General features: G+C 69.7%; 23 protein-coding genes and 1 riboswitch. Of the genes, 7 read left to right on the forward strand and 16 right to left on the reverse strand.

Annotated elements, in window-relative coordinates:
* Positions 1–14: 14 nt before the first annotated feature.
* Positions 15–1,379, forward strand: a complete 1,365-nt coding sequence (locus I6N91_RS04635; protein WP_233091466.1) for a sn-glycerol-3-phosphate ABC transporter ATP-binding protein UgpC — start codon at positions 15–17, stop codon at positions 1,377–1,379.
* A gap of 119 nt (positions 1,380–1,498) precedes the next feature.
* Positions 1,499–2,479: a hypothetical protein gene (locus I6N91_RS04640; protein ID WP_198811077.1), complete on the forward strand. Its 981-nt coding sequence runs from the start codon at positions 1,499–1,501 to the stop codon at positions 2,477–2,479.
* 39 nt (positions 2,480–2,518) lie between these two features.
* Here the strand turns inward: I6N91_RS04640 and I6N91_RS04645 are convergent, their stop codons facing one another.
* From I6N91_RS04645 to I6N91_RS04680, 8 genes are all read right to left on the reverse strand, one after another.
* Positions 2,519–4,492: an NHL domain-containing thioredoxin family protein gene (locus I6N91_RS04645; RefSeq protein WP_198811079.1), complete on the reverse strand. Its 1,974-nt coding sequence runs from the start codon at positions 4,490–4,492 to the stop codon at positions 2,519–2,521.
* Positions 4,489–6,642 carry a cytochrome c oxidase assembly protein gene (locus I6N91_RS04650; protein WP_198811081.1) on the reverse strand — a complete coding sequence of 718 codons (2,154 nt, stop codon included), beginning with the start codon at positions 6,640–6,642 and terminating at the stop codon, positions 4,489–4,491. The genes I6N91_RS04645 and I6N91_RS04650 overlap by 4 nt, the downstream gene beginning before the upstream one ends.
* A 96-nt stretch (positions 6,643–6,738) precedes the next feature.
* Positions 6,739–7,017, reverse strand: a complete 279-nt coding sequence (locus tag I6N91_RS04655; RefSeq protein WP_120167571.1) for an HU family DNA-binding protein — start codon at positions 7,015–7,017, stop codon at positions 6,739–6,741.
* A 292-nt stretch (positions 7,018–7,309) separates the two neighbouring features.
* Complete coding sequence (gene rpsN, locus I6N91_RS04660) at positions 7,310–7,615, reverse strand: 30S ribosomal protein S14 (protein ID WP_120167570.1); 306 nt, start codon at positions 7,613–7,615, stop codon at positions 7,310–7,312.
* A 3-nt stretch (positions 7,616–7,618) separates the two neighbouring features.
* Entirely contained in the window at positions 7,619–7,786 is a 168-nt protein-coding gene (rpmG, locus tag I6N91_RS04665) for a 50S ribosomal protein L33 (protein ID WP_019481734.1), read from the reverse strand.
* Complete coding sequence (gene rpmB, locus I6N91_RS04670) at positions 7,786–8,022, reverse strand: 50S ribosomal protein L28 (protein ID WP_026545364.1); 237 nt, start codon at positions 8,020–8,022, stop codon at positions 7,786–7,788. Before rpmB ends, rpmG begins: the two co-directional genes overlap by 1 nt.
* 360 nt (positions 8,023–8,382) lie before the next feature.
* Positions 8,383–8,871, reverse strand: coding sequence for a MarR family winged helix-turn-helix transcriptional regulator (locus tag I6N91_RS04675; protein ID WP_198811083.1), 489 nt, complete (start codon positions 8,869–8,871; stop codon positions 8,383–8,385).
* A 62-nt stretch (positions 8,872–8,933) separates the two neighbouring features.
* Entirely contained in the window at positions 8,934–9,719 is a 786-nt protein-coding gene (locus I6N91_RS04680) for an SGNH/GDSL hydrolase family protein (protein ID WP_198811085.1), read from the reverse strand.
* 98 nt (positions 9,720–9,817) lie between these two features.
* Here I6N91_RS04680 and I6N91_RS04685 point away from each other — a divergent pair, with 98 nt between their 5' ends.
* Positions 9,818–10,777 (forward strand): diacylglycerol kinase family protein, encoded by a 960-nt coding sequence (locus tag I6N91_RS04685; protein ID WP_120167564.1) that lies wholly within the window; start codon positions 9,818–9,820, stop codon positions 10,775–10,777.
* 89 nt (positions 10,778–10,866) lie between these two features.
* On the opposite strand, the gene I6N91_RS04690 is transcribed toward I6N91_RS04685, so the two are convergent.
* The 6 genes from I6N91_RS04690 to I6N91_RS04715 all read right to left on the reverse strand — a co-directional run bounded on the left by I6N91_RS04690 (position 10,867) and on the right by I6N91_RS04715 (position 17,305).
* Complete coding sequence (locus I6N91_RS04690; protein ID WP_233091467.1) at positions 10,867–11,721, reverse strand: M23 family metallopeptidase; 855 nt, start codon at positions 11,719–11,721, stop codon at positions 10,867–10,869.
* A gap of 4 nt (positions 11,722–11,725) precedes the next feature.
* A riboswitch (cyclic di-AMP (ydaO/yuaA leader) is annotated at positions 11,726–11,950 on the reverse strand.
* 130 nt (positions 11,951–12,080) lie between these two features.
* Positions 12,081–13,121 carry a siderophore-interacting protein gene (locus I6N91_RS04695; RefSeq protein ID WP_198811087.1) on the reverse strand — a complete coding sequence of 347 codons (1,041 nt, stop codon included), beginning with the start codon at positions 13,119–13,121 and terminating at the stop codon, positions 12,081–12,083.
* Complete coding sequence (locus I6N91_RS04700) at positions 13,118–13,960, reverse strand: ABC transporter ATP-binding protein (RefSeq protein WP_198811089.1); 843 nt, start codon at positions 13,958–13,960, stop codon at positions 13,118–13,120. The genes I6N91_RS04695 and I6N91_RS04700 overlap by 4 nt, the downstream gene beginning before the upstream one ends.
* A 1-nt stretch (position 13,961) precedes the next feature.
* Positions 13,962–14,972: a FecCD family ABC transporter permease gene (locus I6N91_RS04705; RefSeq protein WP_374058915.1), complete on the reverse strand. Its 1,011-nt coding sequence runs from the start codon at positions 14,970–14,972 to the stop codon at positions 13,962–13,964.
* Between the two features lie 59 nt (positions 14,973–15,031).
* Positions 15,032–16,099, reverse strand: coding sequence for an iron ABC transporter permease (locus I6N91_RS04710; protein ID WP_198811091.1), 1,068 nt, complete (start codon positions 16,097–16,099; stop codon positions 15,032–15,034).
* 111 nt (positions 16,100–16,210) lie between these two features.
* A complete protein-coding gene (locus I6N91_RS04715; protein ID WP_198811093.1) occupies positions 16,211–17,305 on the reverse strand; it encodes a YihY/virulence factor BrkB family protein in 1,095 nt (364 codons plus the stop codon).
* A 146-nt stretch (positions 17,306–17,451) separates the two neighbouring features.
* Here I6N91_RS04715 and I6N91_RS04720 point away from each other — a divergent pair, with 146 nt between their 5' ends.
* A complete protein-coding gene (locus tag I6N91_RS04720; RefSeq protein ID WP_198811095.1) occupies positions 17,452–18,525 on the forward strand; it encodes an NAD-dependent epimerase/dehydratase family protein in 1,074 nt (357 codons plus the stop codon).
* On the opposite strand, the gene I6N91_RS04725 is transcribed toward I6N91_RS04720, so the two are convergent.
* Both I6N91_RS04725 and I6N91_RS04730 read right to left on the reverse strand, forming a co-directional pair.
* On the reverse strand, positions 18,522–20,552 hold the full coding sequence (locus I6N91_RS04725) for an ATP-binding protein (RefSeq protein WP_233091509.1): 2,031 nt from the start codon (positions 20,550–20,552) through the stop codon (positions 18,522–18,524). The genes I6N91_RS04720 and I6N91_RS04725 overlap by 4 nt on opposite strands.
* 133 nt (positions 20,553–20,685) lie before the next feature.
* Positions 20,686–21,507 (reverse strand): CPBP family intramembrane glutamic endopeptidase, encoded by an 822-nt coding sequence (locus I6N91_RS04730; RefSeq protein ID WP_307843237.1) that lies wholly within the window; start codon positions 21,505–21,507, stop codon positions 20,686–20,688.
* A 104-nt stretch (positions 21,508–21,611) separates the two neighbouring features.
* Between I6N91_RS04730 and I6N91_RS04735 the strand changes: the two genes are divergently transcribed.
* The 3 genes from I6N91_RS04735 to I6N91_RS04745 all read left to right on the forward strand — a co-directional run bounded on the left by I6N91_RS04735 (position 21,612) and on the right by I6N91_RS04745 (position 23,678).
* Positions 21,612–22,982: an NAD(P)/FAD-dependent oxidoreductase gene (locus I6N91_RS04735; RefSeq protein WP_198811098.1), complete on the forward strand. Its 1,371-nt coding sequence runs from the start codon at positions 21,612–21,614 to the stop codon at positions 22,980–22,982.
* A 117-nt stretch (positions 22,983–23,099) separates the two neighbouring features.
* Positions 23,100–23,372, forward strand: a complete 273-nt coding sequence (locus I6N91_RS04740; RefSeq protein ID WP_198811100.1) for a hypothetical protein — start codon at positions 23,100–23,102, stop codon at positions 23,370–23,372.
* 75 nt (positions 23,373–23,447) lie between these two features.
* The gene (locus I6N91_RS04745; RefSeq protein ID WP_198811102.1) at positions 23,448–23,678 is read left to right on the forward strand and encodes a DUF6480 family protein; all 231 of its coding nucleotides are present in this window, start codon (positions 23,448–23,450) and stop codon (positions 23,676–23,678) included.
* Positions 23,679–23,709 lie beyond the last annotated feature (31 nt).

Raw genomic sequence — 23,709 nt, forward strand, 5'->3', positions numbered from 1 at the left:
AAGGATTTCCTCCCATGGCTTCAATTACCCTCAACCACCTCGTCAAGAAGTACGGCGACGGGTTCCCCGCCGTCAACGACATCAGCATCGACATCGCCGACGGCGAATTCATCATCCTGGTCGGCCCCTCCGGCTGCGGGAAGTCGACACTGCTGCGCATGATCGTCGGCCTCGAGGACATCACCGACGGCGACCTGCTGATCGACGGGAACCGGGTCAACGACAAGGCTCCCCGCGACCGCAACCTGGCGATGGTGTTCCAGAACTACGCCCTGTACCCGCACCTGACCGTCTACGAGAACATTGCCTTCCCGCTGCGGCTTGCCAAGGGCAAGCACAGCGAGGAGGAGGTCGACCGGCTGGTGACGGGGGCCGCGTCGACGCTGGAGCTGACGGACCACCTCCAACGGAAACCGGCAAACCTTTCCGGTGGCCAGCGCCAGCGCGTTGCGATGGGGCGGGCGATCGTCCGTCAGGCCGACGCATTCCTCTTCGATGAGCCGCTGTCGAACCTTGACGCGAAGCTCCGCGGGCAGATGCGAGCGGAGATCTCGCAGATGCAGCGCCGGCTCGGAGTAACCTCGGTGTACGTTACGCACGACCAGACCGAGGCGATGACCCTCGGGGACCGCGTGGCGGTGCTGAAGAAGGGCGAGCTGCAGCAGATCGCCTCGCCACGGGAGCTCTACGAGCAGCCCCGCAACTTGTTCGTTGCCGGATTCATCGGCTCCCCGTCGATGAACTTCCTGCCTGCCACCGTCGAGGGCAACGTGCTGCGCACGGCGCTGGGAGACCTCGCCATCCCGGCGGAAAAGGCGGCGAAGGCCGCCGGCAAGAAGGTGGTGCTCGTGGGGGTGCGGCCTGAGTTCTTCGAGGACGCAAAGCTCGTCGAGGACTCCAAGCGCGGCCACGGCTCGACCTTCCATGCCGTTCTCTCCCACACCGAGTGGCTGGGCAACGAGCAGTACGGGTACATCAACTTCGACCCCGCACCCGAGGTCCGGGAACTGCTGAACAACCTGGCCAAGGAGATGGACGCCGACGAACTGCGGCCCCAGATCGTCGTCACCCTCGACGCCGCCAGCCGCATCCGCGGCGGCCGGGAGGCGGAAATCTGGCTGGACACCCGCAAGCTGCACCTCTTTGACCCCGAAACCGGCGACAACCTCACCCGTGATGAGGCGGCCGGCGCGGCCCTGACCGAGGAGGCCAACCAGGAACGGGCCGAGGAGATCGCCAACGCCCAGGGCGACGGGGACAGCACGGCTTCCGGCTTCTCCAGCCGCAACACCGACGGTGGCTCCCCGGCGGGGGCGTCCGCCGGCAGCAGCTCCCGCGGGGGCGCCACTGCGGCAGGCGGCAAGCACGCCGGCGGCTGAATCAGCCCTGCCGCGAAGCATGCCAAGACGCCGCTCCACCACCGGTGGGGCGGCGTCCCGGCGTCCGCAACCGCTTAACCGCCGCGGGGTCCGGCACTGGCAGCGGGTAACGTTGTAGCGTGCAAACCCCCCGCGTCGTCCGAGTGCTGTCAGCCTGGCTGCTGGCGCTCCTGCTGACGGTTGCGGGTTTTTTCGTGGCCGTCGTGGTGCTCAACACCGGGGTGTACGGGCCGCAGCAGCAGGTGAGGGACTACTTCGCGGCGCTCAAGGACGGGGACGGCGGCCTGGCCCTGGGCATCCTCAACGGGTCGGTGCCCAAGGCCGATGCGGCACTGCTCGACGGCCCGGCCCTGGCCCGCGGCGCGGCGGCGGTCGAGGACGTGCGGGTGCAGGACCCGGTGGAGACCGCGAACGGCCGTGTTGATGTGCCGGTGACCTACAGCATCGACGGAACCGACCACACCACCCGGTTCCCCCTTGAGAAGACCGGGACGCAGTGGTTCTTCTTCTCGACCTGGGAGTTCGTTCCGTCGACCCTTCCCACCGTCGATTTTTCCGTTGCCAACCTCACCGAGGCCAAGCTGAACGGTGACCGGGTGGCGCTGCCCGAGGGCCGCGGCCGTTTCGCGTCCCTGTACCCGGTGCGGGTCGAAGGGGGCTTCCAGGGCGAGTTCTTCACCGCGCCGGCGAAGGCCGTCGCGGTGACCGACCGGGCCGCGGCGCCGAAGCTGGCGCTGCCGGCCGCGGCGACGGAGAAGCTCGTGAAGGCGGTGGACACCGAAATCCGGGCCTTCCTGGACGCCTGCGCGGCCCAGACCGTCTTCCAGCCCACCAACTGCCCGTTCAACTTCCAGACCAGCCAGCGGCTGGCCGGGGAGATTTCCTGGTCGATCACGGACTATCCGGCGGTCCGGATCGACCCGCACGACGGCGAGTGGGTCATCGCGCCCCTTGCCGGTTCGGCCACCCTGTCGACCCGGCTGCAGGACCTGTTCAGCGGCGCCATCTCCGAGGTCAGGGAGAAGCGCCCGTTCGAATTTCTGGCCCGGCTGCGGATCGACGGCTCGACGGTCACCGTCACCCCCGTGATCGAGTACTGAGGGCTCCGGCGGGCCGGGAAGGCCCGCCGGAGGCTGTGCTCAGTTGACCCCGCGCAGGTCCAGCACCAGTTCGGCCTCACCGGCGGCGTCGAGCACCACCGGGATGCCCCAGTCCTGCTGGTACAGGTGGCAGGCGGCGTGGTCCGGGATCGTTCCGCCGGGCTCGCCGTCGCACGCGGCCGCCCGGGCACTGATGTGGAGCACCCCTTCGCGGACCTCCTCCGAGAAGCGCAGTTCCCGGGTCAGTCCCGCCGAGGTTCCGGCCCCGGCCACCAGGAGGTTCTCGGGCGAGGCGGAGATCTTCAGCTGGGAGGGATCCCCCCACCGGTCGTCGAGCTTCTGGCCCTTGGGCGCTGCGAAACGGACGGTGAGCGCCAGCGGCCCGCTGGAGACGGCGGTCTTGGGGCGCTGGCTCTGCGAGGCGCCCTCGTTGACGGCCAGGGCCTCCTTGGGGATGGGCAGCCGCACCAGCTGGTGCTTGTTGGACTCGACCACGAGCAGCAGCGGCTCGCCCCCGTCGGGTGCGGCGTCGAGAACGACGTCGGAGGGTTCGGCCAGCCCGCGGGCGAGGGTGGAGACCGTCCCGGTCGCCGGGTCGTACCGGCGCACCGCACCGTTGTAGGTGTCGGCGATGGCCACCGAGCCGTCGGGAAGGGCCGTGACGCCGAGGGGGTGCTGGAGGCGTGCCTGGCCGGCGTCGCCGTCCCGGAACCCGAAGTCGAACAGGCCGGTGCCGATGGGCGTGTCGACCGTAACCGCGGGCCGGCCGCCCGTCAGGCTGACGCTCAGCCGGCGCAGGGAGGAGGTTTCCGAGTCGGCCACCCAGAGGTTGCCGTCGCGGTCCTCGGCCAGCCCGGAGGACTGGGCGAACCAGGCGGTGGACCCGTCGCCGTCGAGCAGGCCTTCGAGGCCGGTGCCGGCGAGGATGTCGACGCTGGAGGTGTCCGGGTCGAAGGTGAAGATCTGGTGGGTGCCGGCCATCGCGATGACCACCCGGCCCAGGACGCTGGAGTAGACGGCGTCCCAGGGGGAGGACAGGGAGATGTTCAGGGCGTCGGTGCCGAGGTGGGCGTCGAGCAGCCGCGGCGTGTCGTCATGGGCCGCTTCGGCCGCCGCGTGCTCCGGGCCCGGCTTGGTGTGGTTTCCGGAGTCGAGGAGCCGCTGCACGCCGTTTCCGGCCAGCGTGCGGACCGTCCCGTCGCTAAGGGAGACACCGCGGAGGCGGTGGTTGACGGTGTCGGCGACGACCACGTCGTAGCCGGCGCGCCCCGCGGCGTCCGCGGGCAAGAGGGCCAGGCCCTGCGGTTCGTTGAACTGGGCGGTGTCGGCGTCACCGTCGGCGGCGCCCCGGGTGCCGGCGCCGATGACGCGGCGCACCGTCGTGAGGTCCGCTTCAAGTTCGACGAGGCGGTGGTGCCCGGTGTCCGCAGCGAGGTAGGTCCCGCTGGCGGGCAGGGGCAGGAGCTTGCCCGGGAACTTCAGGGTGCCCGCGGTGCTTTCGGCGGGCACGTAGGGCCCGTCGCCGCGGTGCAGGGTTCCCTTGGCCGTGTGTTCTTCGACGAGTTCGCTGACGAGCGAGTCAAGCCCCGCCGCGTGCCCCTCGCCGGAGAGGTGGGCGACGATGTAGCCCTCGGGGTCGATTACGACGAGGGTGGGCCAGGCGCGGGCCGTGTAGGCCTGCCAGGTGAGCAGGTCCGGGTCATCGAGGATCGGGTGGTGGATGTCGTAGCGCTCAACGGCCGCGGCAAGTGCCACCGGGTCGGCCTCATGCTCGAATTTCGGGGAGTGCACGCCGACCGTGACGAGGACATCGGAGTAACGCTCCTCGAGGGGCCGCAGCTCGTCGATGACGTGGAGGCAGTTGATGCAGCAGAAGGTCCAGAAGTCGAGCAGGACGATCTTGCCGCGCAGGTCCTCAAGGCGCAGCTGCCTGCCTCCGGTGTTGAGCCAGTTGCGGCCGGCCAGTTCCGAGGCCCGCACGCGGTAGGAAGTACGGATCGGGGTTTCGGTCATTCAGAGGCTCCTGGCGTCGGTCGGGATGCGGGGCTGTGCGGGGTCGGAGCGGGGGTGCCGGCGGCACGGCCGCCATTATCGCGCGCCGCGAGGTCGGCGAACATACTGTTATAAGCGGCGAGGTCGGCGTCGTTATTCCGGTCGGCCGCCCGGTCCTTGCGCCGGGTGTCGCGCGCGTCGGTCCGTGACCACATAATCGCGACGCCGATGGCCAGCAGCAGCGTCGGCACCTCCCCGATGCCCCAGGTCACCGCGCCGCCGATCGCCTGGTCCTGGAGTGCGGAGGGGCCCCAGTCCCGGCCCATGCTGCCGAACCACGACGCCTGGAGCAGCGAGTCCGAACCCGTGAGCGCGACGCCGAAGAAGGCGTGGAAGGCCATCGTGGCGAACAGGAGCAGCAGGCGCAGCGGGAAGGGCGCCCGCCGGGGCAGGGGGTCGGTGCCCACCATCGTCAGGACGAAGATGTACCCGGTGATGAGGAAGTGGGTGATCATCAGCTCGTGGCCGACGTGCTCGCGCAGGGCGAATCCGAACAACGGCGAGTAGTAGAAGATCACGATCGATCCGGCGAAGTTCGCCGCGGCGAACAGCGGGTGGGTGACGAGCTGCGAGAAGCGCGAGTGGATCAGGACGAGGATCCACTCCCGGATGCCCCGGCTGCCGTCCGCGCGCGGGGTCAGGGCCTTCAGGGCCAGGGTGACCGGCGACCCGAGCACCAGGAACAGCGGAACCACCATGGTCAGGGCCATGTGGTCGACCATGTGGGCGCTGAAGAGCACCATGCCGTAGACCGCCGGCGCGCCGGAGGTGAAGTAGGTCAGGAGGAGAAGTCCCGTCAGCCAGCAGGCGAGCCGCAGCGCGGGCCACCGGTCCCCGCGGCGGCGCAGCTTGGCCATCCCGAGGACGTAGGCCGCGGCGAGGCTAAGGGCGACGGCGATCCACAGCCAGTCCGGCCTCCACTCGGTGAACCAGCGGGCCACCGTCGGGGCGGGCGGCAGGTCGTAGCCGGTGAGGATGCGCGCCGGTGAGGCATTGGGCTCAAGTTCCTCGCCGCGGGGCGGGGCGGTCCGGCCCAGGGCCGCAGCCACCCCGGACACCGCCGCCATGATGAGCAGTTCGACGGTGACCAGCTGCCACAGGACCCGGCGTGCGCTCAGCCGCGAGCCCGCCGAACCCGTCCGGTCCTCGAGCTGCGGGATGACCCACTGCCGGTGCATCCAGCCGACGCCCCCGAGCAGGAGCGTCGCGACGGCCTTGAAGGTGACGAGCAGCCCCCACTGCGAGCTCAGCTGGGACAGTTCGGTGATGCGCAGGCTGGCGTTGACGATCCCGGAGAGGAACACCAGGGCGAAGGCGAACCCGGCCAGCGCCGAGAACCGCTTGAGGACCGGCAGGGTGGAGCCGCCGAGGCGCCCGCCGACCACGGCAAGGACGATGATGCCGCCGAACCACAGGCACACCCCGACGAGGTGCAGGGCGATGGAGTTCACGGCCGCGTTGTGGTCGTCGCCGCTGGCCGCGTGTCCGACGAGCGCCGCCGGAAGCAGCCCGAGCAGCGCCAGGACGGTAGCCACCCCGAGCCCGGCGGAGGAACGCACGCCGAAGGTCAGCGTTGCCACCACCGCGGCGACAATGGTGGTGACGGTCCAGGCCCGGCCGGCCGCGAAGTCGGTGATGAAGGAGCCAAGGCCCTGGGTAAAGGTCTCCCCGGAGCTCAGCGGGAGCCCCGCAGCGTCGGAGTAGGTGAACACGAGCACCCCGAGGGCGCCGAGGGTCCACAGCACCGCCGCGGCCGAGGCGAGTGCCAGTGCCCGGGTAAACGCGGGATGCTCGGCCTGGGCGGCGCCGGTGCGGCCGGGCCGGCCCCCGCCGAGGGTCCGGGGCAGGATCACGACGGCGAAGACGAGGGCACCGATGGTTCCGGCGGCTCCAAGGTTGTTCGCCGCCTTGGCGAAGGGCAGCCCCCAGCGGGTCAACGCGCCGGGGTCTCCCAGCTGGCGGGCGGCGGCGGCGCCGGAGAACAGCAGCGCGGCCAGCAGGGCCAGGACGACGAGGACTCCGGCCGCCGCGAGGAAGCCCGGGCCGGTTCCGCTCTCCGTGGGCACCGCGCTCTTCCGGGGGCCCTTCGCAAGTGTTGACACGTGTTCCATTGTCTACCCCCGGTAGAACAAGGGCCAATCGCGTGCCCGTTTAAAGCGGAAAGGACCGCCGCCGGTGTCCGGCAGCGGTCCTGAATCCTGCGGAGGCTACTTGGCGGAGGCCTTCAGCTTCGAACCCGCGGTCAGCTTGACGCCATGGCCGGCAGCAATCTGGATGGTTTCGCCGGTCTGGGGGTTGCGGCCGGTGCGGGCGGCGCGGCTCGTGCGCTCGACGGCGAGCCAGCCCGGGATGCTGATCTTCTCGTCCTTGGCAACGGACTCTGCGAAGACGTCGAACAGGGCGTCAAGCACGCTGTTGACTGCAGCCTGGCTGGTGTCAGCCTTGGCAGCTACCTCGGCAACAAGTTCACTACGGTTTTTAGCCAATTTAGGTCCTCCTGGACATGGTTATTGAAACGAGCTTTCGGGGTATTCGGAAAGCCCCTGTCGGAAAACTTACCAGCTTGGGCGGGAAAAACCCGGAACTGCGCCGCTCCTGCGCCTTTATCTAGGCCAATTTACGGCCATTCCGGCCCCGAAAGGCCCCTGCAGGGACCCGCGGGCCGTCCCGGAGGGTGCCCGGCGCTGCTTGGAGGCCCGCCCGGAATCACGGCCTTAAACGCAAAAGAAGCCAGCGGCCCGAGGGCCACCGGCTTCTTCTGCTGATGCTGCGTCCTGGTTACCAGCTGGACTTGGTCACACCGGGCAGTTCGCCGCGGTGGGCCATGTCGCGGAAACGCACACGCGAAATGCCAAACTTCTGGAGCGTTCCGCGGGGGCGGCCGTCGATCTGGTCGCGGTTGCGGAGGCGCACGGGGGAAGCGTTGCGCGGAAGCTTCTGCAGGCCGAGGCGTGCGGCTTCGCGGGCGTCGTCCGAAGCGTTCTCGTCGACAAGGGTCTTCTTGAGCTCGAGGCGCTTTGCAGCGTAGCGCTCAACGATCAGCTTGCGCTGCTCGTTGCGGGCAATCTTTGACTTCTTTGCCATTCTTTAGCGCTCCTCTCGGAATTCGACGTGCTTGCGGATCTTGGGGTCGTACTTCATCAGGACCATGCGGTCGGGATCGTTACGACGGTTCTTCCGGGTCACGTAGGTGTAGCCGGTGCCGGCGGTGGACTTCAGCTTAATGATGGGACGTACGTCCTTATCCTTTGCCATTAGAGCTTCACTCCCCTCGCCTGGATCTCGGCGACGACGGCGTCAATGCCCCGCACGTCGATGGTCTTGATGCCGCGCGCAGAAACCTGCAGCGTGACATTGCGGCGCAGGGACGGAACCCAGTAGCGCTTCTTCTGAATGTTCGGGTCGAACCGGCGCTTCGTGCGGCGGTGCGAGTGCGAAATGCTGTGTCCAAAGCCGGGCTCGGCTCCGGTCACTTGGCAGTGGGCTGCCATAACTCTCCTCCAGTTAGATGATCGTGACGGAATCACTTGTGAAGCGTCCCGCCACCAGTAATGACACCGTTATTACTGCAGCTTTCCGGAGGTGGACCTGGCAGGGTGAGAACCTGCCGAGGCGCCTCGCCGCGGGGAAGACGGTGAAGATTCGGCGCCGCGGGTCGATGTCCCGGCGGCGGCCTAATATTCCAGGTGGTTACGGGTAGCTGTGTCACTTCCGCCGGGGCGGGAGCGACTCAACCAAACGCCATACCATACTACGTGCCGTCCGGCTCAGCGCCAAACCGGAAGGCGGACCATTTTTCCTGCCGTGCGCGCCCCGGCCGCCCGGGCCTGCCCTCCCTCCCGGAGGAGTCCTCAGGTGCGCCCGTCCTCGCCGAGGATCCAGTGGTCGGACTGGATGGCGGCAAGGATTTTCCGTCCCACCCGCTCAAGGTCGGCGGTGTCGCGCTTGTCCAGGGAATCGAAGACCAGCTCGCGCACCTTGTCGACGTGCTTCACCGCCAGGCGCTGGACGGCGTCCATCCCCTCCCCGGTCAGGACCGCGGTGGTGACCCTTCCGTCGTGGGTCGAGGGGCTGCGCGAGAGCCAGCCGCGCGCCTCGAGCTTCTTGGCCACATGGCTGAGGCGGGACAGCGAGGCGTTGGAGCGGGCGGCGAGCTCGCTCATGGGAAGGCTCCCGTCCTCGGACTCGGAGAGCATCGCCAGCACGTGGTAGTCAAACAGGGTGATGCGTACCTCGCGGAACAGGTGGGCGTCGAGGGTTCCGGGCAGCAGCGTCGAAACAGCGTACAGCGCGAGCCACGCCCGCCGCTCGTCGGGGGTGAGCCATCGGGGCGGTGCCATGGGCCTATCCTGACACATGCCAGGGAGCGGACCTGTTCCCGCAGCCGGGGGCGGAACCCGGCTCACCGGACACTGGCTCCGGACCAGTCGGGCCGGCTCAGCGCAGGGTACTTCGCGGTGAGGTCGTCGCCCGAGGAGACACCCCGCAGCCGCCGCCCCACCCACGGGGAGAGGTAGTCGCGTGCCCACTGGGCGTCCGCCCGGAGCTGGTTGAGCCGGGTCAGCGCGGGCCGGGCGTCGAGCTCGGGGAGGTCGATGCTGTGGGAGGCCTTGAGGGTTTCGAGGACCTTCCGGGCCATGAGCAGATGGCCCGCCGTGGCCATGTGCATCCGGTCGGTGTCCCAGTAGGACCAGTTCCGGAATTCGCGCATCCGCCAGTAGTCGACAATGTCGGCGCCGCGGTGGTCGGCGATTTCTCGGAGCAGTTCGTTGTAGACGGCGGTGCGGCCCCGGGTTTTGGCGAAGACGGCGGAGGCGGAGGAGTCGAACCCGGTGAAGACGACGACCGCCGCACCGGTGGCGGCGAGCCGGGCGATTCCGGCGTCGTAGCGCTCCATCAGCGCATCGATGTCAACGCGCGGGCGCAGGATGTCGTTGGCGCCGGCGTAGATCGTCACGAGGGTCGGCTGCAGCACTACGGCGGCGTCGATCTGCTCCTCCAGGATCTGTCGCATCCGCTTGCCCCGGATGGCGAGGTTGGCGTAGCCCCAGGAGCTGTCGGCCAGGATGAGCTGCTGTGCGACCCGATCGGCCCAGCCGCGCACCTCGTTGGGGCTGCCCGGGTCCGGGTCGCCGACGCCTTCGGTGAAGGAATCGCCGAGTGCCACATACCGCTGGGAAAAATCCATCAGCAAAGGCTACCGCGTCTGCCAACGGCGGCACAGCCCGGGTAGGCTCGTGCCAACCCGTGACGGGCGGGTCCCGACAGCCGACTTCGAAGGAATCCATGACGACCACCGACCGTGCCGGCAAGCGGGCCGCGCTGATCCTCAATCCGATCAAGAACACCGGAGCGGACGCCCGGGAGATTGTGGAGCGGGTTTCGTCCGAGGAGGGCTGGGAGGCGCCCCTGGTGCTTGAGACCACGGTCGAGGATCCGGGCCACGGGCAGGCGCAGGAGGCGCTGCGCGCGGGCGTCGATGTCGTCATCGCGGCCGGGGGCGACGGCACGGTGCGGTGCGTGGCCGAGGAACTGTCGGGCACCGGGACCGCGATGGCCCTGGTGCCGCTGGGCACGGGAAACCTGTTGGCGAGGAACCTCGATATTGCCGTGGACAACCCTGAGGAGGCCGTCGATACGGCGTTCCACGGGACCGAACGGAGGATCGACGTCGTGCACGTCACGGTGGACCGTGCGCAGAAGGCCCACGTCTTCCTCGTGATGGCCGGCCTCGGCTACGACGCCGCGATCATGTCGGACACCCGGGACGACCTCAAGGACAAGGTGGGCTGGCTGGCCTACGTCGATGCCGGAATCCGGAACCTTCCGGGAAAGCCGGCCCGGACCACCATCACGATCGACGGCGGGCGCCCCTTCGACCGCCGGCTGCGCAGTGTGATGGGCGGCAACTGCGGCAAGATCATGGGCGGACTCGAGATCTTCCCCGGGGCCAAGATCGATGACGGGCTGCTTGACCTGATGACCGTCGCGCCGCGGGGGCGGTTCGGCTGGCTGAATGTGGCGGGCAAGCTCTTCGCCAAGGGCAAGGGCAAGGACCCTTCGCTTGAGTACTACCAGTGCAGCCGGGCCGAGGTGCAGCTCCACGAGCCGCTCGAAGTGCAGCTCGACGGCGACCCGCTGGGCAAGGCGACGCACATGTCCTTCGAGATGAAGCCCGAATCGCTCCGGCTGCGCATGCCCTACGGCCGCAAGGACCCGGCGATCCTCAGCAATCCCCTGCCGTAGGCGGCCGGCAGGAGCGGGGGCGGGCTCCGGCGGGACACCGTCCCGCCGGCACCGACCGGGTCGTCTTCCGCTGGAGCGCCCCTTCCGGCCTAGAGCCAGGGCAGGGGGTCGACCTTCTCGTCGTTGACGAGGACTTCGAAGTGCAGGTGGCACCCGGTGGAGTTTCCGGTGGTGCCGACGGCCCCGATCAGTGCGCCGCGGGCGATGGTCTGGCCCGTGCTGACGCCGATCGAGCTGAGGTGGTTGTAGGTCGACTTGAGCCCGTCACCGTGGTCGACCACGATCCGCTGTCCGCCGCCGTAGGCGTGCCAGCCGGCGTCGACGACAACTCCCTTGTCCGAGGCCTTGACGGGGGTTCCGCACGCTCCGGCATAGTCGATGCCCGTGTGGAGTTCGGGCGCGTAGCCGCCGAGCGGGTTCACACGGTAGCCGAAGGTCGAGGCGACGCTCAGGTTCTCGAGGGGCGCCGCGAGGGTGGGCTTGTCACCGGTCCGGGCGATCCCGGTGGAGAGGGTCTTCGCCTTGGTGCCGGACTTGGCCATGGCCACGCCGGCCACTTTCTGGCGGCTGAAGTCGATGTCGGCGGCGGCGTCGGCGGTGATCTGCGGCAGCGACGCGGCCGGGGCGGCCTGGACCGTTGAGGTCTTGGTGTCCATTGAGGCCGGAGCGGGGACGGCGCCCATGACCAGGCCCGCGCCGACGGCGGCCAGGCCTACGACGAGGGCTCCGGCGCGCATCCGCGGAAGGAGGCCCGCCTGCTTCGTGTCGGTGGCAGCCGTGCGGCGCAGCTCGCGCCGGCGGACCGGCTCCGGCTCGGGCCGGAGCGAGCGGCGGGTCGGAAAGGCGGGGACGGCGTCCGGTGCGGCGGGAACCGGCGTTGCTGAAGTGGCGCTGGGGACAGCTGCGGACGCGCGGCGGCGTCCGGGCAGGGCCGGGTTGGTCAAGTTCAATGCCTCTCTGCGACGCCTGCGAAGTTAGCTGTCGGGTTCGAGCAAGAGTCGACTCGGCCCCACTGCACAGGGCCGGCTCCCGGCATGCCCGGAAGCGGGCAGGCAGGCATCCGGTCCGCTGTGTGCGGACAGTTCAATGCAGTGAAGGCTTCACCCCGAAGACAGCGGTGCGCTGCCGGGAATGGGTCCTCCGCCCCTGTCATGAGGTGGGTCAGAGCGGTCCGCTGACAGGGCTGGGCGTACGGACCAGGGGAATACACGGTGTTGAGACTTCACGCAAGCTTACTCTTTTTGCCGGAAGTTACAATTCCGTTATGTTCCACCGGGCGTGTCGGCGGCGGCGCGCCGCGCCGCTACGCGGATTCGGACCGGCCGCGGCGCCAGTACCCCATGAAGGCAACCTGCTTCCGGTCGATGCCCACGTCGCGGACCAGGTACCGGCGCAGTTCCCGCACCATCGAGGCCTCCCCCGCGATCCAGGCATAGAACGGCTGGGATCCCGGAGGGCGTTCGGCCGTTGAGGCGGCGGCCGAGAGCGCCTGCGGGGTTTCCCAGAGGATCGTGCGGTCGACGTCCACCTCCTCGGGTTCGGGCCCGGGAGCACCCCGGTCCGGGGCGGACCCGGCCAGGACGGCCCAGCCGGGCGGGGGAAGGGCTCGGCGCACGGCCTGGGCAAGGAGCCCGCCGTGCTCGGCGCGGCCGCGCACGAGCCAGGTGACCTCCACCGAGGAGGGGGTTTCAAGGGGCTGGATGTCCGCCGCGTCGGCGACTTCGAGGAAGGCCTGCCCGCCCAGTTCCGGCGGCAGGGATTCGAGGATGGCACTGATGGCCGGGACCGCGGTCTCGTCCCCTGCCAGGAGGACCGAGCCCGCCAGTCCGGGTCTCCACTCGATGCCGCCGTACGCTCCGGCGGTCGCACACCGGGCGGCCGCCGCGTTCGGACCGATCAGGCACAGCGTCGCCCCGGGTGCCGCCCCGGCCGCCCATCGAGCGGCCGGCCCGGCGCTGCCGTCCGCGTCGAAGTGCAGGACGAAGTCAACGTCGATTTCCGGTGAGGGCCCCTGGCAGCGGGACTCTCGAACGGTGTAGGTGCGCATGACGCCGCGCTCGGCCGGGTCAAGGCCAAGCCAGCGTTGGTACCAGCCGTCGCCGGCCCCGCGCAGAAGTTCGCCGGGGAGGTCGACGGTGCCGCCGCCGGGCGGAGGGATGATCACCTTGATCCGCAGGTCGCAGGTTGGCCCGTTCACGCCGAAGTCCCGCAGGCTGTCCCCGCCGAAGGTGACGCGCTGGAAGTTCGCGCCGATCCGCTCGACCTTCTTCACCTCGACGTCGAAGGCGAGCACCGGGGGAATCGCGGGCGCGGTGCGGGCCGGGCGCCGGGTGGTTTCGGTCATGACGCCGCCCCGGCACCGGCGGGCACGGGTGCGGTGTGGTGGCGGCCCATTGGGACCACAAGGGGGGTTCCCGCAACGGGGTCGGCGATGACGGTGCAGAACAGGCCGAAGACCTCGCGCACCAGTCCGGGTGTGACGACCGCGGCCGGCGGGCCCTGCGCCGCGAGGCGCCCGTCCTTGAGCACGATCAGATGGTCGGCATAGCGGGCGGCGAGGTTGAGGTCGTGGAGCACCATGGCCACAGTGGTTCCGGAGCTCCGGTTGAGGTCGGTGATCAGGTCGAGCACCTCGATCTGGTGGGCGACGTCGAGGAAGGTGGTCGGCTCGTCAAGGAGCAGGATGTCGGTCTGCTGGGCCAGCGCCAGGGCGATCCAGACGCGCTGCCGCTGGCCGCCGGACAGCTCATCGACGGAACGGTCGGCAAAGGAGAGCGTGTCCGTCACCCGCAGGGCCTCGGCCACGGCGGCGTCGTCCCCGGGGGTCCAGCGGCGGAACCAGCCCTGGTGGGGGTAGCGGCCGCGGCCGACGAGTTCCGCGACGGTGATGCCCCCGGGGGGAACGGGTGCCTGGGGCAGCAGCCCGACGGTCCGGGCCACGGCACGGGAGGGGAGGGAGCGGATGTCTTGCCCGTCCAGCAGCACCGATCCGCCGGAGGGTTTGAGCAGCCGGGCCAGGCCCCGCAGCAGCGTCGATTTCCCGCTGCCGTTGGCGCCGACGATGGCACTGACCCTCCCCGGCGGCAGCGCCACGGTGAGCCCGTCCACCACCTTCCGCTCGTCATAGCCGAGCGTGATGGAGCGCGCCTCAAGGGTGGAGGGTACTCGCGGGGTGTCAGCCATGTCAGCCTCCCTGGCCGGATCGGTTTACGGATATCAGCAGCCAGAGCAGGACCGGCGCCCCGAGGGCCCCGGTGAGGACTCCCACCGGAAGGGAGGTGCCCGGGATCAGGTTGGCTGCGGCGAAGTCGGCCGCCAGGACGAGGACGGCGCCCACCAGGCCGGCAAGGGCGAGGGAGGGCGGCCCACCCACCAGGCGCCGGGCGATGGGCCCGCAGAGGAAGGCAACGGCGGCCACCGGGCCGGCTGCGGCGGTGGACACGGCGGCGAGGCAGGCGCCGGTCAGGATCAGGGCGGCCCGGGAGGCCTCCACCCGCACACCGAGTCCGGCGGCGGCGTCGTCGCCGAGCTCAAGGAGTTGCAGGATGCGGGAGAGCACCAGGGCGGCAGGGACGAGGAGCACCAGGGCGCCCACGAGCAGGACAGCCCGGTCCCAGTTGCTCGAGTTCAGGGATCCGGTGAGCCAGACCAGCGCCTCGGCCGCCGTCCGGAGATCGGCGCGGGTCAGCAGGAAGTTCACCAGGGCATGGAGGACAGCGGCGAAGGCGATGCCCACGAGGATCAGCCGGTAGCCGCCGAGGCCGCCGCGCCGGGCGGTCAGATAGATGGCGGCGGCCACCGCCAGGCCACCGGCGACCGCGGCGAAGGACACCGCCGCCCCGGATGCTCCGAAGAGAACGATGGCCGTCACCGCACTCGCACTGGCCCCGTAGCTGATGCCGATGACGTCGGGGCTGGCCAGGGGGTTGCGGAGCAGAGTCTGGAAGATCGTTCCGGCCATGCCGAAGCCGATCCCCACGAGGACGGCCATCAGGGCGCGCGGCAGCTTGTTCTCGAGCACGATGAAGCTGGCTCCGGGGATCTGCACCCCGCCGAGGATGCGGAAGAAGTCGGGCACGGTGACCGTATAGGAGCCAAGGAGCACCGAGACGGCGAACAGGAGGACGACGGCCAGCGCCAGCGCACCGGCCCGCACGCCGCGGACCCGCCGCCGTGCGGCGCGCCCCGCGGCCAGGGCCCGGGCGGCGGATCCGGACTCCGCTGCCCCGTCCCGCAGGTACTGGGTGGAGGCGCTCACAGGCCCGCCGCCTTCCGGCTGCGGATCAGCACCAGGAAGACCGGCGCCCCGACGAACGCGGTCAGAATGCCGACCTGGATCTCCCCCGGCGGGAGCAGGATCCGGCCCAGGATGTCGGCGCCCAGGAGAAGGACCGGCCCGAGGACCGCGGAGAAGACCAGCACCCACCGGTAGTCGGAGCCCACCAGCAGCCGGACGAGGTGCGGGACGACCAGGCCCACGAAGGCGATCGGGCCGGCCACGGCGGTGGCCGCCCCGCACAGGACCACCACGCCGAGCGCCACGCCCGCCCGGGAGAGGGCCACCCGCTGGCCCAGGCCCCGGGCGACGTCGTCACCGAGGGCGAGCGCATTGAGGATCCGGCCCGTGCACAGGATCAGGACCAGCCCGGCGGCAAGGAACGGTGCGGCGGTGCCGAGCACCTCGAAGCCACGGCCGGAGAGGGTGCCCACCTGCCAGAAGCGGAACCGGTCGAGGGTTTCCTGCTGCGAGACGAGAATGGCGTTGGTCAGGCTGCCCAGCCCGCCGGCCAGGACGGCCCCGGCGAGGGCGAGCTTGATGGGGGTCGCCCCTTCGCGGCCGAGCGCGGCGACCGCGTAGACGGCTGCCGCCGCGGCGGCGGCCCCGGCGAAGGCGAACCAGAGGTACCCGGCGGGCCCGCTGACGCCGAAAAGGTGGATCCCGGCGACGACCGCGAGGGCGGCACCGGCGTTGATGCCCAGGATGCCCGGGTCGGCGAGGGGGTTGCGTGCCACGCCCTGCATGGCGGCGCCGGCGGCGGCGAGAGCGGCCCCGACGAGCAGCCCGGCGACGGTGCGCGGGACCCGGGATGCCACCACGGCGTGGTCGCCGTTGGCCGGGTCGAAGGCCGTGAGCGCCTGCAGGAAGGTGTCAAGCCCGACCGGGCGGGCGCCCAGGGTGAGGGAGGCGACGCCGATCAGGGCGAGCGCGGCGACGGCGGCAAGGAGCCTTCGTTTCCGTCCGCCCGGCGCGCTGCCCTCCGCGGCGGAGGTGGTGTCCGGGACGGAAACGGTCCCTGGCAGCGCGGTCGCTCGCACTGCCATTCGGGTCCTCCTCAGCCGCGGAATCGGTCTGAGGTAAGGCTAACCTACGCCGGAGGGGATTAGGAAACGGTGCCGTGCCCTAATCCCCTCCAGGCGTCCGGTGGTCCGGGGTTACCGGTGGGCGGATTCGCGGCCGTACTTGTCGCGGAGTTCCCGCCCGTCATTGACCAGCTTCAGCGTCTTCTCTTCCTTCTTCTCGGTGGCCTTGGTGTCGCGCGGCGGCAGCTGGATGGTGTCCTCCGCCTCGATGCCGGCCTGGAGCTGGCGTCCCCGCTCCACCTCGGCGTCGAACTCGGCACCGAACAGCAGCGACAGGTTGGCGATCCAGAGCCACAGCAGCAGCACGATCACGCCGGCGATGGCGCCGTAGGTCTTGTTGTAGTTGCCGAAGTTTGCGACGTAGAACGAGAAGCCCAGGGTGGTCAGGGCCAGGACGAGCAGGGCGATGAAGGCCCCCATGCTCATCCAGCGGAACTTGGGCTGCTTCACATTGGGGGCACCGTAGTAGAGCACGGCGATCATCATCACGGCGAAGGCCACCATGACGGGCCACTTGGCGATGTTCCAGACGGTCACGGCCGTGGAGCCGAGGCCGATGGTGTCACCGACGGCCTCCGCGACGGGGCCCGAGAGCACCAGCATCAGGGCCAGCAGCACGATGAGGATCAGCACCGTGACGGTGATGGCGAGCATGGTCGGCCGCAGCTTCCAAAAGGGCCTGCCCTCCTGCACTTCGTACACGCGGTTCATGGCGCGGGCGAAGGCCCCGACGTAGCCGGAGGCCGACCAGATGGCGCCGAGGATACCGATGACGAGCGTCAACCCGGCGGCGCTGGAGGAGGCAAGCTGGGTGATGACCGGCTCAATGGTGTCCACCGCATCTCCTGGCGCGAAGCGCTCGACGAGGCCCAGGACCTGTGTCGTCGTCGCCTCAGCCTGGCCGAAGACGCCCAGCAGGGAGACCAGCGCGAGAATGGCCGGGAAGATCGAGAGCACGGCGTAATAGGTGAGGGCGGCGGCCAGGTCGGTGCACTGGTCCTTGCCGAACTCGCTGACGGTGCGCTTGAAAATGTAGCCCCAGGCCGGCTTGGCGAGCTCCGTGGGGTCGTCGGGCTTGCGCGAATCGTCAGGATCAGGGGCATTCTGCGCCTTCAGGCGGGTCGCCTCCTCCTGAGTGTCCGCCTGCGATGCGTTCTTGCTGTTCACTGGTACCTCCACCTACGTGTCGATCTGCAGACGTACGGATTGCCGCTGCACTGTTCCCCGCCCCACTGCACCATAAGCTTACTTACTAGTCCAGTTGGATGAACAGCCACTACGGTGTAACAAAGCGACGAGAAGGAGCGGTCCCCATGCGTATTGCCGTCATTGGAGCCACCGGAAATGTCGGGACCGCCGTGCTTCGACGGCTCCACCGGGCGGCCGCGGACCGCGCGGCGGCGGGGGATGCCGGGCCCCTCTCGATCGTCGGAATCGCCCGGCGGCGCCCCGACGAATCGGCCCCGCCCTACAGCGGGGTGGAGTGGCAGACCCTCGATGTGGGCACCGAAGAGGGCCGCCGCGGGCTCCCCGGCGCGCTGGCCGGAGTCGACGCCGTCATCCACCTCGCGTGGGCCATCCAGCCAAACCGGAACGAAGCCGCAATGCACCGGACCAATGTACTCGGCACCGAGAACGCGCTAAGGGCCGCCGGGGAGGCCGGCGTGAGGCAGTTTGTCTGCGCCTCCTCGGTCGGGGCCTACTCCCCCTCCGACAAGTCCGTCCGCAGGGACGAGTCCTGGCCCACCGGAGGAATCACCACCTCCCACTACAGCCGGCACAAGGCGGAGCAGGAGAGGCTGCTTGACCGCTTCGAACTCGACTATCCGGAGATCCCCGTGGCCCGGCTGCGGCCGGGCCTGATCTTCCAGACAGGGGCCGGCAGCGAGGTCGGCCGGTACTTCCTCGGTCCGCTCATTCCGAAGGTGTTCCTCGGCCGGGTGGCCCCGCCCCTGGTGCCCATTCCGGACCGGATGGTGTTCCAGGCCGTCCATGCCGACGACGTCGCCGACGCCTACTGGCGCGTCGTCGACCGGCGGGCCTCGGGCGCGTTCAACATCGCGGCCGAGCCCGAGCTCACTCCAGCCCGCGTCGGGGGACTCCTCGGCGCCCGCCGCGTCCTGAACGTGCCGGTGGCCCTGCTGCGGGCCGCCGTGGGGGCGAGCTGGTCCCTCGGCGTGCAGCGGACGGACCCGGGCTGGGTCGACATGGCGACGCAGTCGCCGGTGATGAACACCGACCGGGCCGCTGCGGTGCTCGGTTGGAGGCCCGAGCACTCCTCGATTGAAGCGATGGCGGCCATCCTTGCCGGGTTGCGGGGCGGCGGGGGCCACTCCGGCTCGCCCGCACTCTATCCGCGGAACGGCCGGTCTCCGGAGGACCGCTAGGAGGCACCCCCGGCCGGGACCCGCGAGCCGGCGGCCTCGGCCCCGATGCCGGCGGGCAGCTGCTCCGGGGAGGCAGGGAGGGTGGCAATGAAAACGGCGCCGCCGGTGGGCGGGCATTCGACCCGGATTTCCCCGCCGTGGCTTTCGACGATCCTGCGGCAGATCGCGAGCCCGAGCCCGGTGCCAGGGGCGCGGGACGCGCCGTTGGCGGACCGGTGGAACTCGGTGAAGATGCGCTCGCGATCCGCGGCAGGCACCCCGATTCCATTGTCCGCGACGCTGAGCCGCGTCCAGCCGGTGTCCGGGTCTTTCTCGGAGGTCACCGCCACGACGGCGGTTCCGTCGGCGGGCCCGTACTTCACGGCGTTGCCGATCAGGTTTTCCATCAGTTGGGTGAACAGCCGCTGGTCGGCGTAGACGTCGCTGCGCAGGTCGAGGCGGAAGTCGACGGGCGGTGCGTCCGATTCCGCGGGCAGGGCCGCGCGCAGGTCGACGATTGCCGAGACGACGGCGTTCACGTCGACGGGTGTGGGGGTGAGCTTGTCCGCCTTCGCGAGGCTGTAGTCGAGCAGCGCGCGGATCTGGTTGCTCATGCGCAGGCTGGCCCGGCTCAGGCGCCGGACGATGCTTGCGCGTTCCTCCTCGGTGAGATCCTCGTCCTGGAGGATTTCGAGCCATCCGTCGAAGACAGTCAGCGGAGTGAGCAGGTCGTGGGCCACCACCGAGGCGAAACGGGCAAGGTCCTGCTGGTGCCGCCGCTCCACCGTGACATTGTGGAAGACGATGACCGCGCCCTGACCGGCCGGCAGCGGCACGGCGTCGACGGAGAGGTGGAGCACCTCTCCGTCGGGCAGGTGAAGGTCCATACTCTCCCGCTCCACGGTCTCCCCCGCGAGGGCACGGTTCAGCGGGAGCTCCTCCTCTGCCAGAGGCACACCGGCCGTCGTCCGGAAGTCATAGCGCGCGGTCCAGGGCACGTCCGAGCGCAGCCGGGTCTCCCCCACCCAGCGGGCCCCGGCCGTGTTGTGCACCAGCACCGCGCCGGCGGCGTCGACGGCGATGACGCCGTCGTACATCTTCTCGATCACGACGTCGCGGAGCTGGGTCGCGGCCTGGGCTTCCCGGTGGGCCTCGGACAGGCTGGCGATGAGGCGCAGCCGCTCCTCGCCGTTGAGGGCCAGGACCGCCGAGACCGAGAACGCGACGAAGGTGAACGCCTGGGCCACGTAGGCCGCGGCATCAGCCGGAAGGCTGGCGAAGGGACCGTTGCCGGAGATCGTCAGCCAGACCAGCAGGGTTCCGCTGGCCAGGCCGTGCGCCATCGCCCAGCCGGTGGTCAGGCGCAGCCCGGCCCAGATATTCGCCGGAAGGGTGACGAAGGCGATCGGCAACGGATTCGACGGCATGAAACTGACGATGTAGAGCAGCGCGGTGGCCCCGGCCAGGGCCACGTATTCGATCCACCGCACGGCCGAGGGCCGGGCCGGCGACGGGCCGGGCACGGTCCGGGTGGCTACGAGCGCGACGCTTCCGATGGCGACGAGTGAGACGGCGTTGCGGACCACCCAGGGTGAAAAGCCCTGGAGAACGGTGAGGCCCGAACCCGCCGCATAGGCGCCCGCCGCGATGACGGCGCCGCCGATCACCGAGGCGATCACCGCCGCCGCGGCCAGGCCCAGATACTCCCCCACGCTCTGCTGGGTCCGCGTGGGAACGAACCGGGTGAAGAGGAACACGGCGGCGAGCGCCTGCACCGGGTTGCCGAAGCCGGTGATGAGGGCGGTTTCCGGATCCAGCCCGGTGAACCCGTTGAGCAGGGAGGTGAGGACGAAGATGCCCGTCAGTGCCGCCGCCACGCCGACGCGGCGGGGCCAGGCCCACAGCACCCAGAGGAAACCGGCCCCGGCCGCCGGCCAGGCCAGGGCGTAGCCGCTGGTTTCGAGCTGCGTGCCCCTGCCGATGTAGACGGCCGTGACCAGGGCTGCGGCGAAGAGCACATGGAGGACCGCCGGAGGCAGCGCCGCCATCCGTTGCACGGGCCCTGTGAACTGCCCTTCCCGCACCCTGTCCTCCAGAATCCTGTCGCCGGCGGGCCGCCCGGGCCGGCGGCCCGGCGCGCCGCTGCGAACCAGTGGCATCCAGCCTAACGGCTCACGGCAGTCAGTACAGGAAGATCGGGAACAACCAGCGGTTGTGGGCGTGGAGCAGCACCAGGAACAGCACGAAATCGAAGAGAAGGTGGACGCTGACGATGTAGGAGAGGGACTTGGTGCGCGCGAAGATCCAGCCCTGGATCACGGCGAAGGGGTAGATCAGGAAGGGGCCCCAGGCGTGGAATCCGAGGTCCCACAGGAAGGAGGTGAACACCACCGCCTGCAGCAGGTTGGCCTGCCATTCCGGCAGGTGCCGGCGCAGCAGCGTGAACACCGTGCAGATGAAGAACAGTTCGTCCCAGATTCCCAGGACGTTGGTGCCCAGGAACAGTTTGAAGATGTCCGCGCCGTCGCTGGCCGCCGGCCAGTTCCGGTACACCCCGGTCGGGATCATGTACACGGGCAGGATCAGGTACCCGATCACGACGACGGCGGCAAGGTACCACCGTTCGGTCCGGGACCACTTCGAGCCGGTCAGGACGGGGAAACGGATGGCGTGGTCCCGGAAGACCCACCGGGAGACGGCGTAGGGCAGCCCGACGGCAAGGACCATCGCCGTCCCCATGACGGTCATGTGGCCGATGCTGATGTCCGTGGTGATCGGGACGGTGCTGATGATGGTGATACCCAGGGCCGCGAGCCCGACGTCCTTGAGCAGGGGGCGGCTGATCAGGGCGGCAGCAACGACCGCGGCGGCCAGCAGGAGATAGCCCGCTACCCGGTACTCGAGGGCAAAGAGGAGGAACCCCGACAGGACGGCTGCGGTGGCCGGAACCAGGTTCAGCGCGGAGTGCCGGACGATCGGTTCTGCCGTCGTAGGGGTGCTCACACAACGAGCGTACTCCCGGCGGCCGCGGGAGTCATGGCCTTGAGGTGCGGGGGAATTCACGACAGGATGGCGGAACATCTGCCGTCCACCCCAGGGAGCGCCTCATGGACTACACCTACGACGTGCTCGTCATCGGGGCGGGGCCGGCGGGAATGGCCGCCGCCGTGCGCGCCGCCGAGCTGGGGGCGCGCACGGCGGTGGTTGAGCGCTCGGCCCTGGGCGGAACCTGCGTTAATTCCGGCTGCGTTCCCACCCGCGTCCTGGCCAAGACCGCACGGCTGTTCCGTGAGGTCCGCACTGCCCACGACTACGGCATCGTCGTCGCGCAGCCGCAGGTTGACTGGCCCACCACCGTCGACCGGGTCCGCTCCACCGTCGAGCGGGTCCTCGCCGCCAAGGGGTACCCCGCGCTCATCGACCGGCTCGGCATCGACCTGATTGCGGGGGACGCCTCCTTCACCGGCGAACACACGGTGGCCGTCGGAGACCGATTGGTCAGCGCCCGGTCGATCATCCTGTGCATCGGGGGCAGTGCGCGGCGCCTTCCGATCCCGGGGGCCGAGGCTGCGGTCCTGCCCCATGAGGTGCTTTCAATGCCGGAGCTTCCGGCGTCGGTCGCGGTGATCGGCGGGGGCCATACCGGTGCCCAGCTCACCACAATTTTCAATGCCCTTGGCTCGCAGGTGCTGCTCCTCGATGTCGCCCCGCGGATCCTGATGACCGAGGACGCCGACGTCTCGGCGGCCGTCACGGAGGGTTTCAGCTCACGGGGCGTCCGGGTGGAAACCGGCATCACCGGGATCGATGCGATTCGACCCTCGGACGGTGCGCTGCGGCTGTCCTGGCGCACCGGCGGGCAGCCCGACGAAATCACCGTGAAGTCCGTGGTGATGGCTGCGGGGTGGCCGGCGAACCTCGACGGGCTGAACCTCGAGGCCGCCTGCGTCGAGTCGACCCGCACCGCCGTGCCGGTCGACGACTACCTCCGCTCGAACGTGCCGCACATCTTTGTTGCCGGTGATGCCAACGGTTCAAGCATGCTCGTGCAGGCGGCCGTGTTCGAGGGCGAGACCGCCGCAGAGAACGCGGTGCTGGGGGCCAACCGCACCACTCCCCACCACCTGCTTCCCGAGGGCGGATTTACCGACCCCGACTATGCGGGCGTCGGCCTCACCGAGGCCCAGGCCCGGGCCCGCGACTCCCAGTGCCACGCCGTCGTGCTGCCCTATGCGGCGGTGGAACGCCCCATCATCGACGACCGCGAACAGGGCTTCCTCAAGCTGGTGACCGACCGGCACCGGGAGCTTATCCTCGGCGCCCACTCCGTCGGGGAGAACGCCGTGGAGGTCATCCAGGCGGTGGCCGCGGCGATGGCTGCCGGCACCGACCTCGCAACCCTCGCGCGGGTGAAGTTCGCCTACCCCACCTACAGCGCCGTGATTGGCCAGGCCGCCCGCGCAGCGCTGCGGTCCTGACACCTGGACTTTTCGCAACCGGACGGTTTCCTGACGCCCGGACGGACCCGCTGATAAAATGGAAACGCTTTCCATCTGAGGGAAAGCCCGTTCTCCGCCTCCGGATCAGGGAGAGACATGAACACGACCGGCAGAAAATTCACAGCCACCGAGGAATCGACAAGCAAGCACCCCCAGGACTGGGGCCGCGCCATGGCCGTCGCCATCTGCCGCCTGGGCGATATGGCACGGGAGGCCGGGGACGACTTCGAGCACGAAGCCCTCCTGGGCGAGGACCTCCACCTTTTCGTCAAGGAAACGCACGACGGCGTCAATATCACCATGTCGTGGACACCGAAGCGGGAGGCGCAGAAGGATCGCGTGGAGGAACCGGCGCAGCCCGCCGGCTGAAATCCTAAGCAGACTTATCTTTATCGGGGTAGGCTAAGGATGCCCACCATCCGCTGGTCAAACCGGAGGAAAAAGATGTCCGCAGCGAATCCCGACCCGAAGGACGACAACATCACCGGGCTGGAGCCCGGGGGCGGAGTACCCCCGGGGGAGACTCCCCCCGGCGAGGCGAGCACCGCCGCGCAACAGGGCCACGGCGAGGCCGGGCCCTCCAAGGGTTTCTCGCGCGCCTGGCTTGCCGTCACCGGAGTCATCGTCCTGCTGTTCCTGCTGTTTTTCGTCGGTTATATCGCCAATTTCTTCTGACCGCACCCCGCGGCGCGGCCCCGACGGAGCC

The sequence above is a fragment of the Arthrobacter sp. MSA 4-2 genome (genome assembly GCF_016405885.1).
Lineage (GTDB): Bacteria > Actinomycetota > Actinomycetes > Actinomycetales > Micrococcaceae > Arthrobacter_D.

What these genes read in the sequence shown, in the direction of transcription:
- I6N91_RS04680 (WP_198811085.1), bottom strand. Translation starts at nt 9,719, where the DNA reads ATGGATTTTTCCCAGCGGTATGTGGCACTCGGCGATTCCTTCACCGAA.
- I6N91_RS04745 (WP_198811102.1), top strand. Translation starts at nt 23,448, where the DNA reads ATGTCCGCAGCGAATCCCGACCCGAAGGACGACAACATCACCGGGCTG.
- I6N91_RS04675 (WP_198811083.1), bottom strand. Translation starts at nt 8,871, where the DNA reads ATGGCACCGCCCCGATGGCTCACCCCCGACGAGCGGCGGGCGTGGCTC.
- I6N91_RS04645 (WP_198811079.1), bottom strand. Translation starts at nt 4,492, where the DNA reads ATGACCGAAACCCCGATCCGTACTTCCTACCGCGTGCGGGCCTCGGAA.
- I6N91_RS04635 (WP_233091466.1), top strand. Translation starts at nt 15, where the DNA reads ATGGCTTCAATTACCCTCAACCACCTCGTCAAGAAGTACGGCGACGGG.
- rpsN (WP_120167570.1), bottom strand. Translation starts at nt 7,615, where the DNA reads ATGGCAAAGAAGTCAAAGATTGCCCGCAACGAGCAGCGCAAGCTGATC.
- I6N91_RS04650 (WP_198811081.1), bottom strand. Translation starts at nt 6,642, where the DNA reads ATGGAACACGTGTCAACACTTGCGAAGGGCCCCCGGAAGAGCGCGGTG.
- I6N91_RS04725 (WP_233091509.1), bottom strand. Translation starts at nt 20,552, where the DNA reads ATGGCGGCGCTGCCTCCGGCGGTCCTCCATGTGCTCTTCGCCGCAGCC.
- I6N91_RS04740 (WP_198811100.1), top strand. Translation starts at nt 23,100, where the DNA reads ATGAACACGACCGGCAGAAAATTCACAGCCACCGAGGAATCGACAAGC.
- rpmB (WP_026545364.1), bottom strand. Translation starts at nt 8,022, where the DNA reads ATGGCAGCCCACTGCCAAGTGACCGGAGCCGAGCCCGGCTTTGGACAC.
- I6N91_RS04710 (WP_198811091.1), bottom strand. Translation starts at nt 16,099, where the DNA reads ATGGCAGTGCGAGCGACCGCGCTGCCAGGGACCGTTTCCGTCCCGGAC.
- I6N91_RS04685 (WP_120167564.1), top strand. Translation starts at nt 9,818, where the DNA reads ATGACGACCACCGACCGTGCCGGCAAGCGGGCCGCGCTGATCCTCAAT.
- rpmG (WP_019481734.1), bottom strand. Translation starts at nt 7,786, where the DNA reads ATGGCAAAGGATAAGGACGTACGTCCCATCATTAAGCTGAAGTCCACC.
- I6N91_RS04720 (WP_198811095.1), top strand. Translation starts at nt 17,452, where the DNA reads ATGCGTATTGCCGTCATTGGAGCCACCGGAAATGTCGGGACCGCCGTG.
- I6N91_RS04735 (WP_198811098.1), top strand. Translation starts at nt 21,612, where the DNA reads ATGGACTACACCTACGACGTGCTCGTCATCGGGGCGGGGCCGGCGGGA.
- I6N91_RS04695 (WP_198811087.1), bottom strand. Translation starts at nt 13,121, where the DNA reads ATGACCGAAACCACCCGGCGCCCGGCCCGCACCGCGCCCGCGATTCCC.
- I6N91_RS04700 (WP_198811089.1), bottom strand. Translation starts at nt 13,960, where the DNA reads ATGGCTGACACCCCGCGAGTACCCTCCACCCTTGAGGCGCGCTCCATC.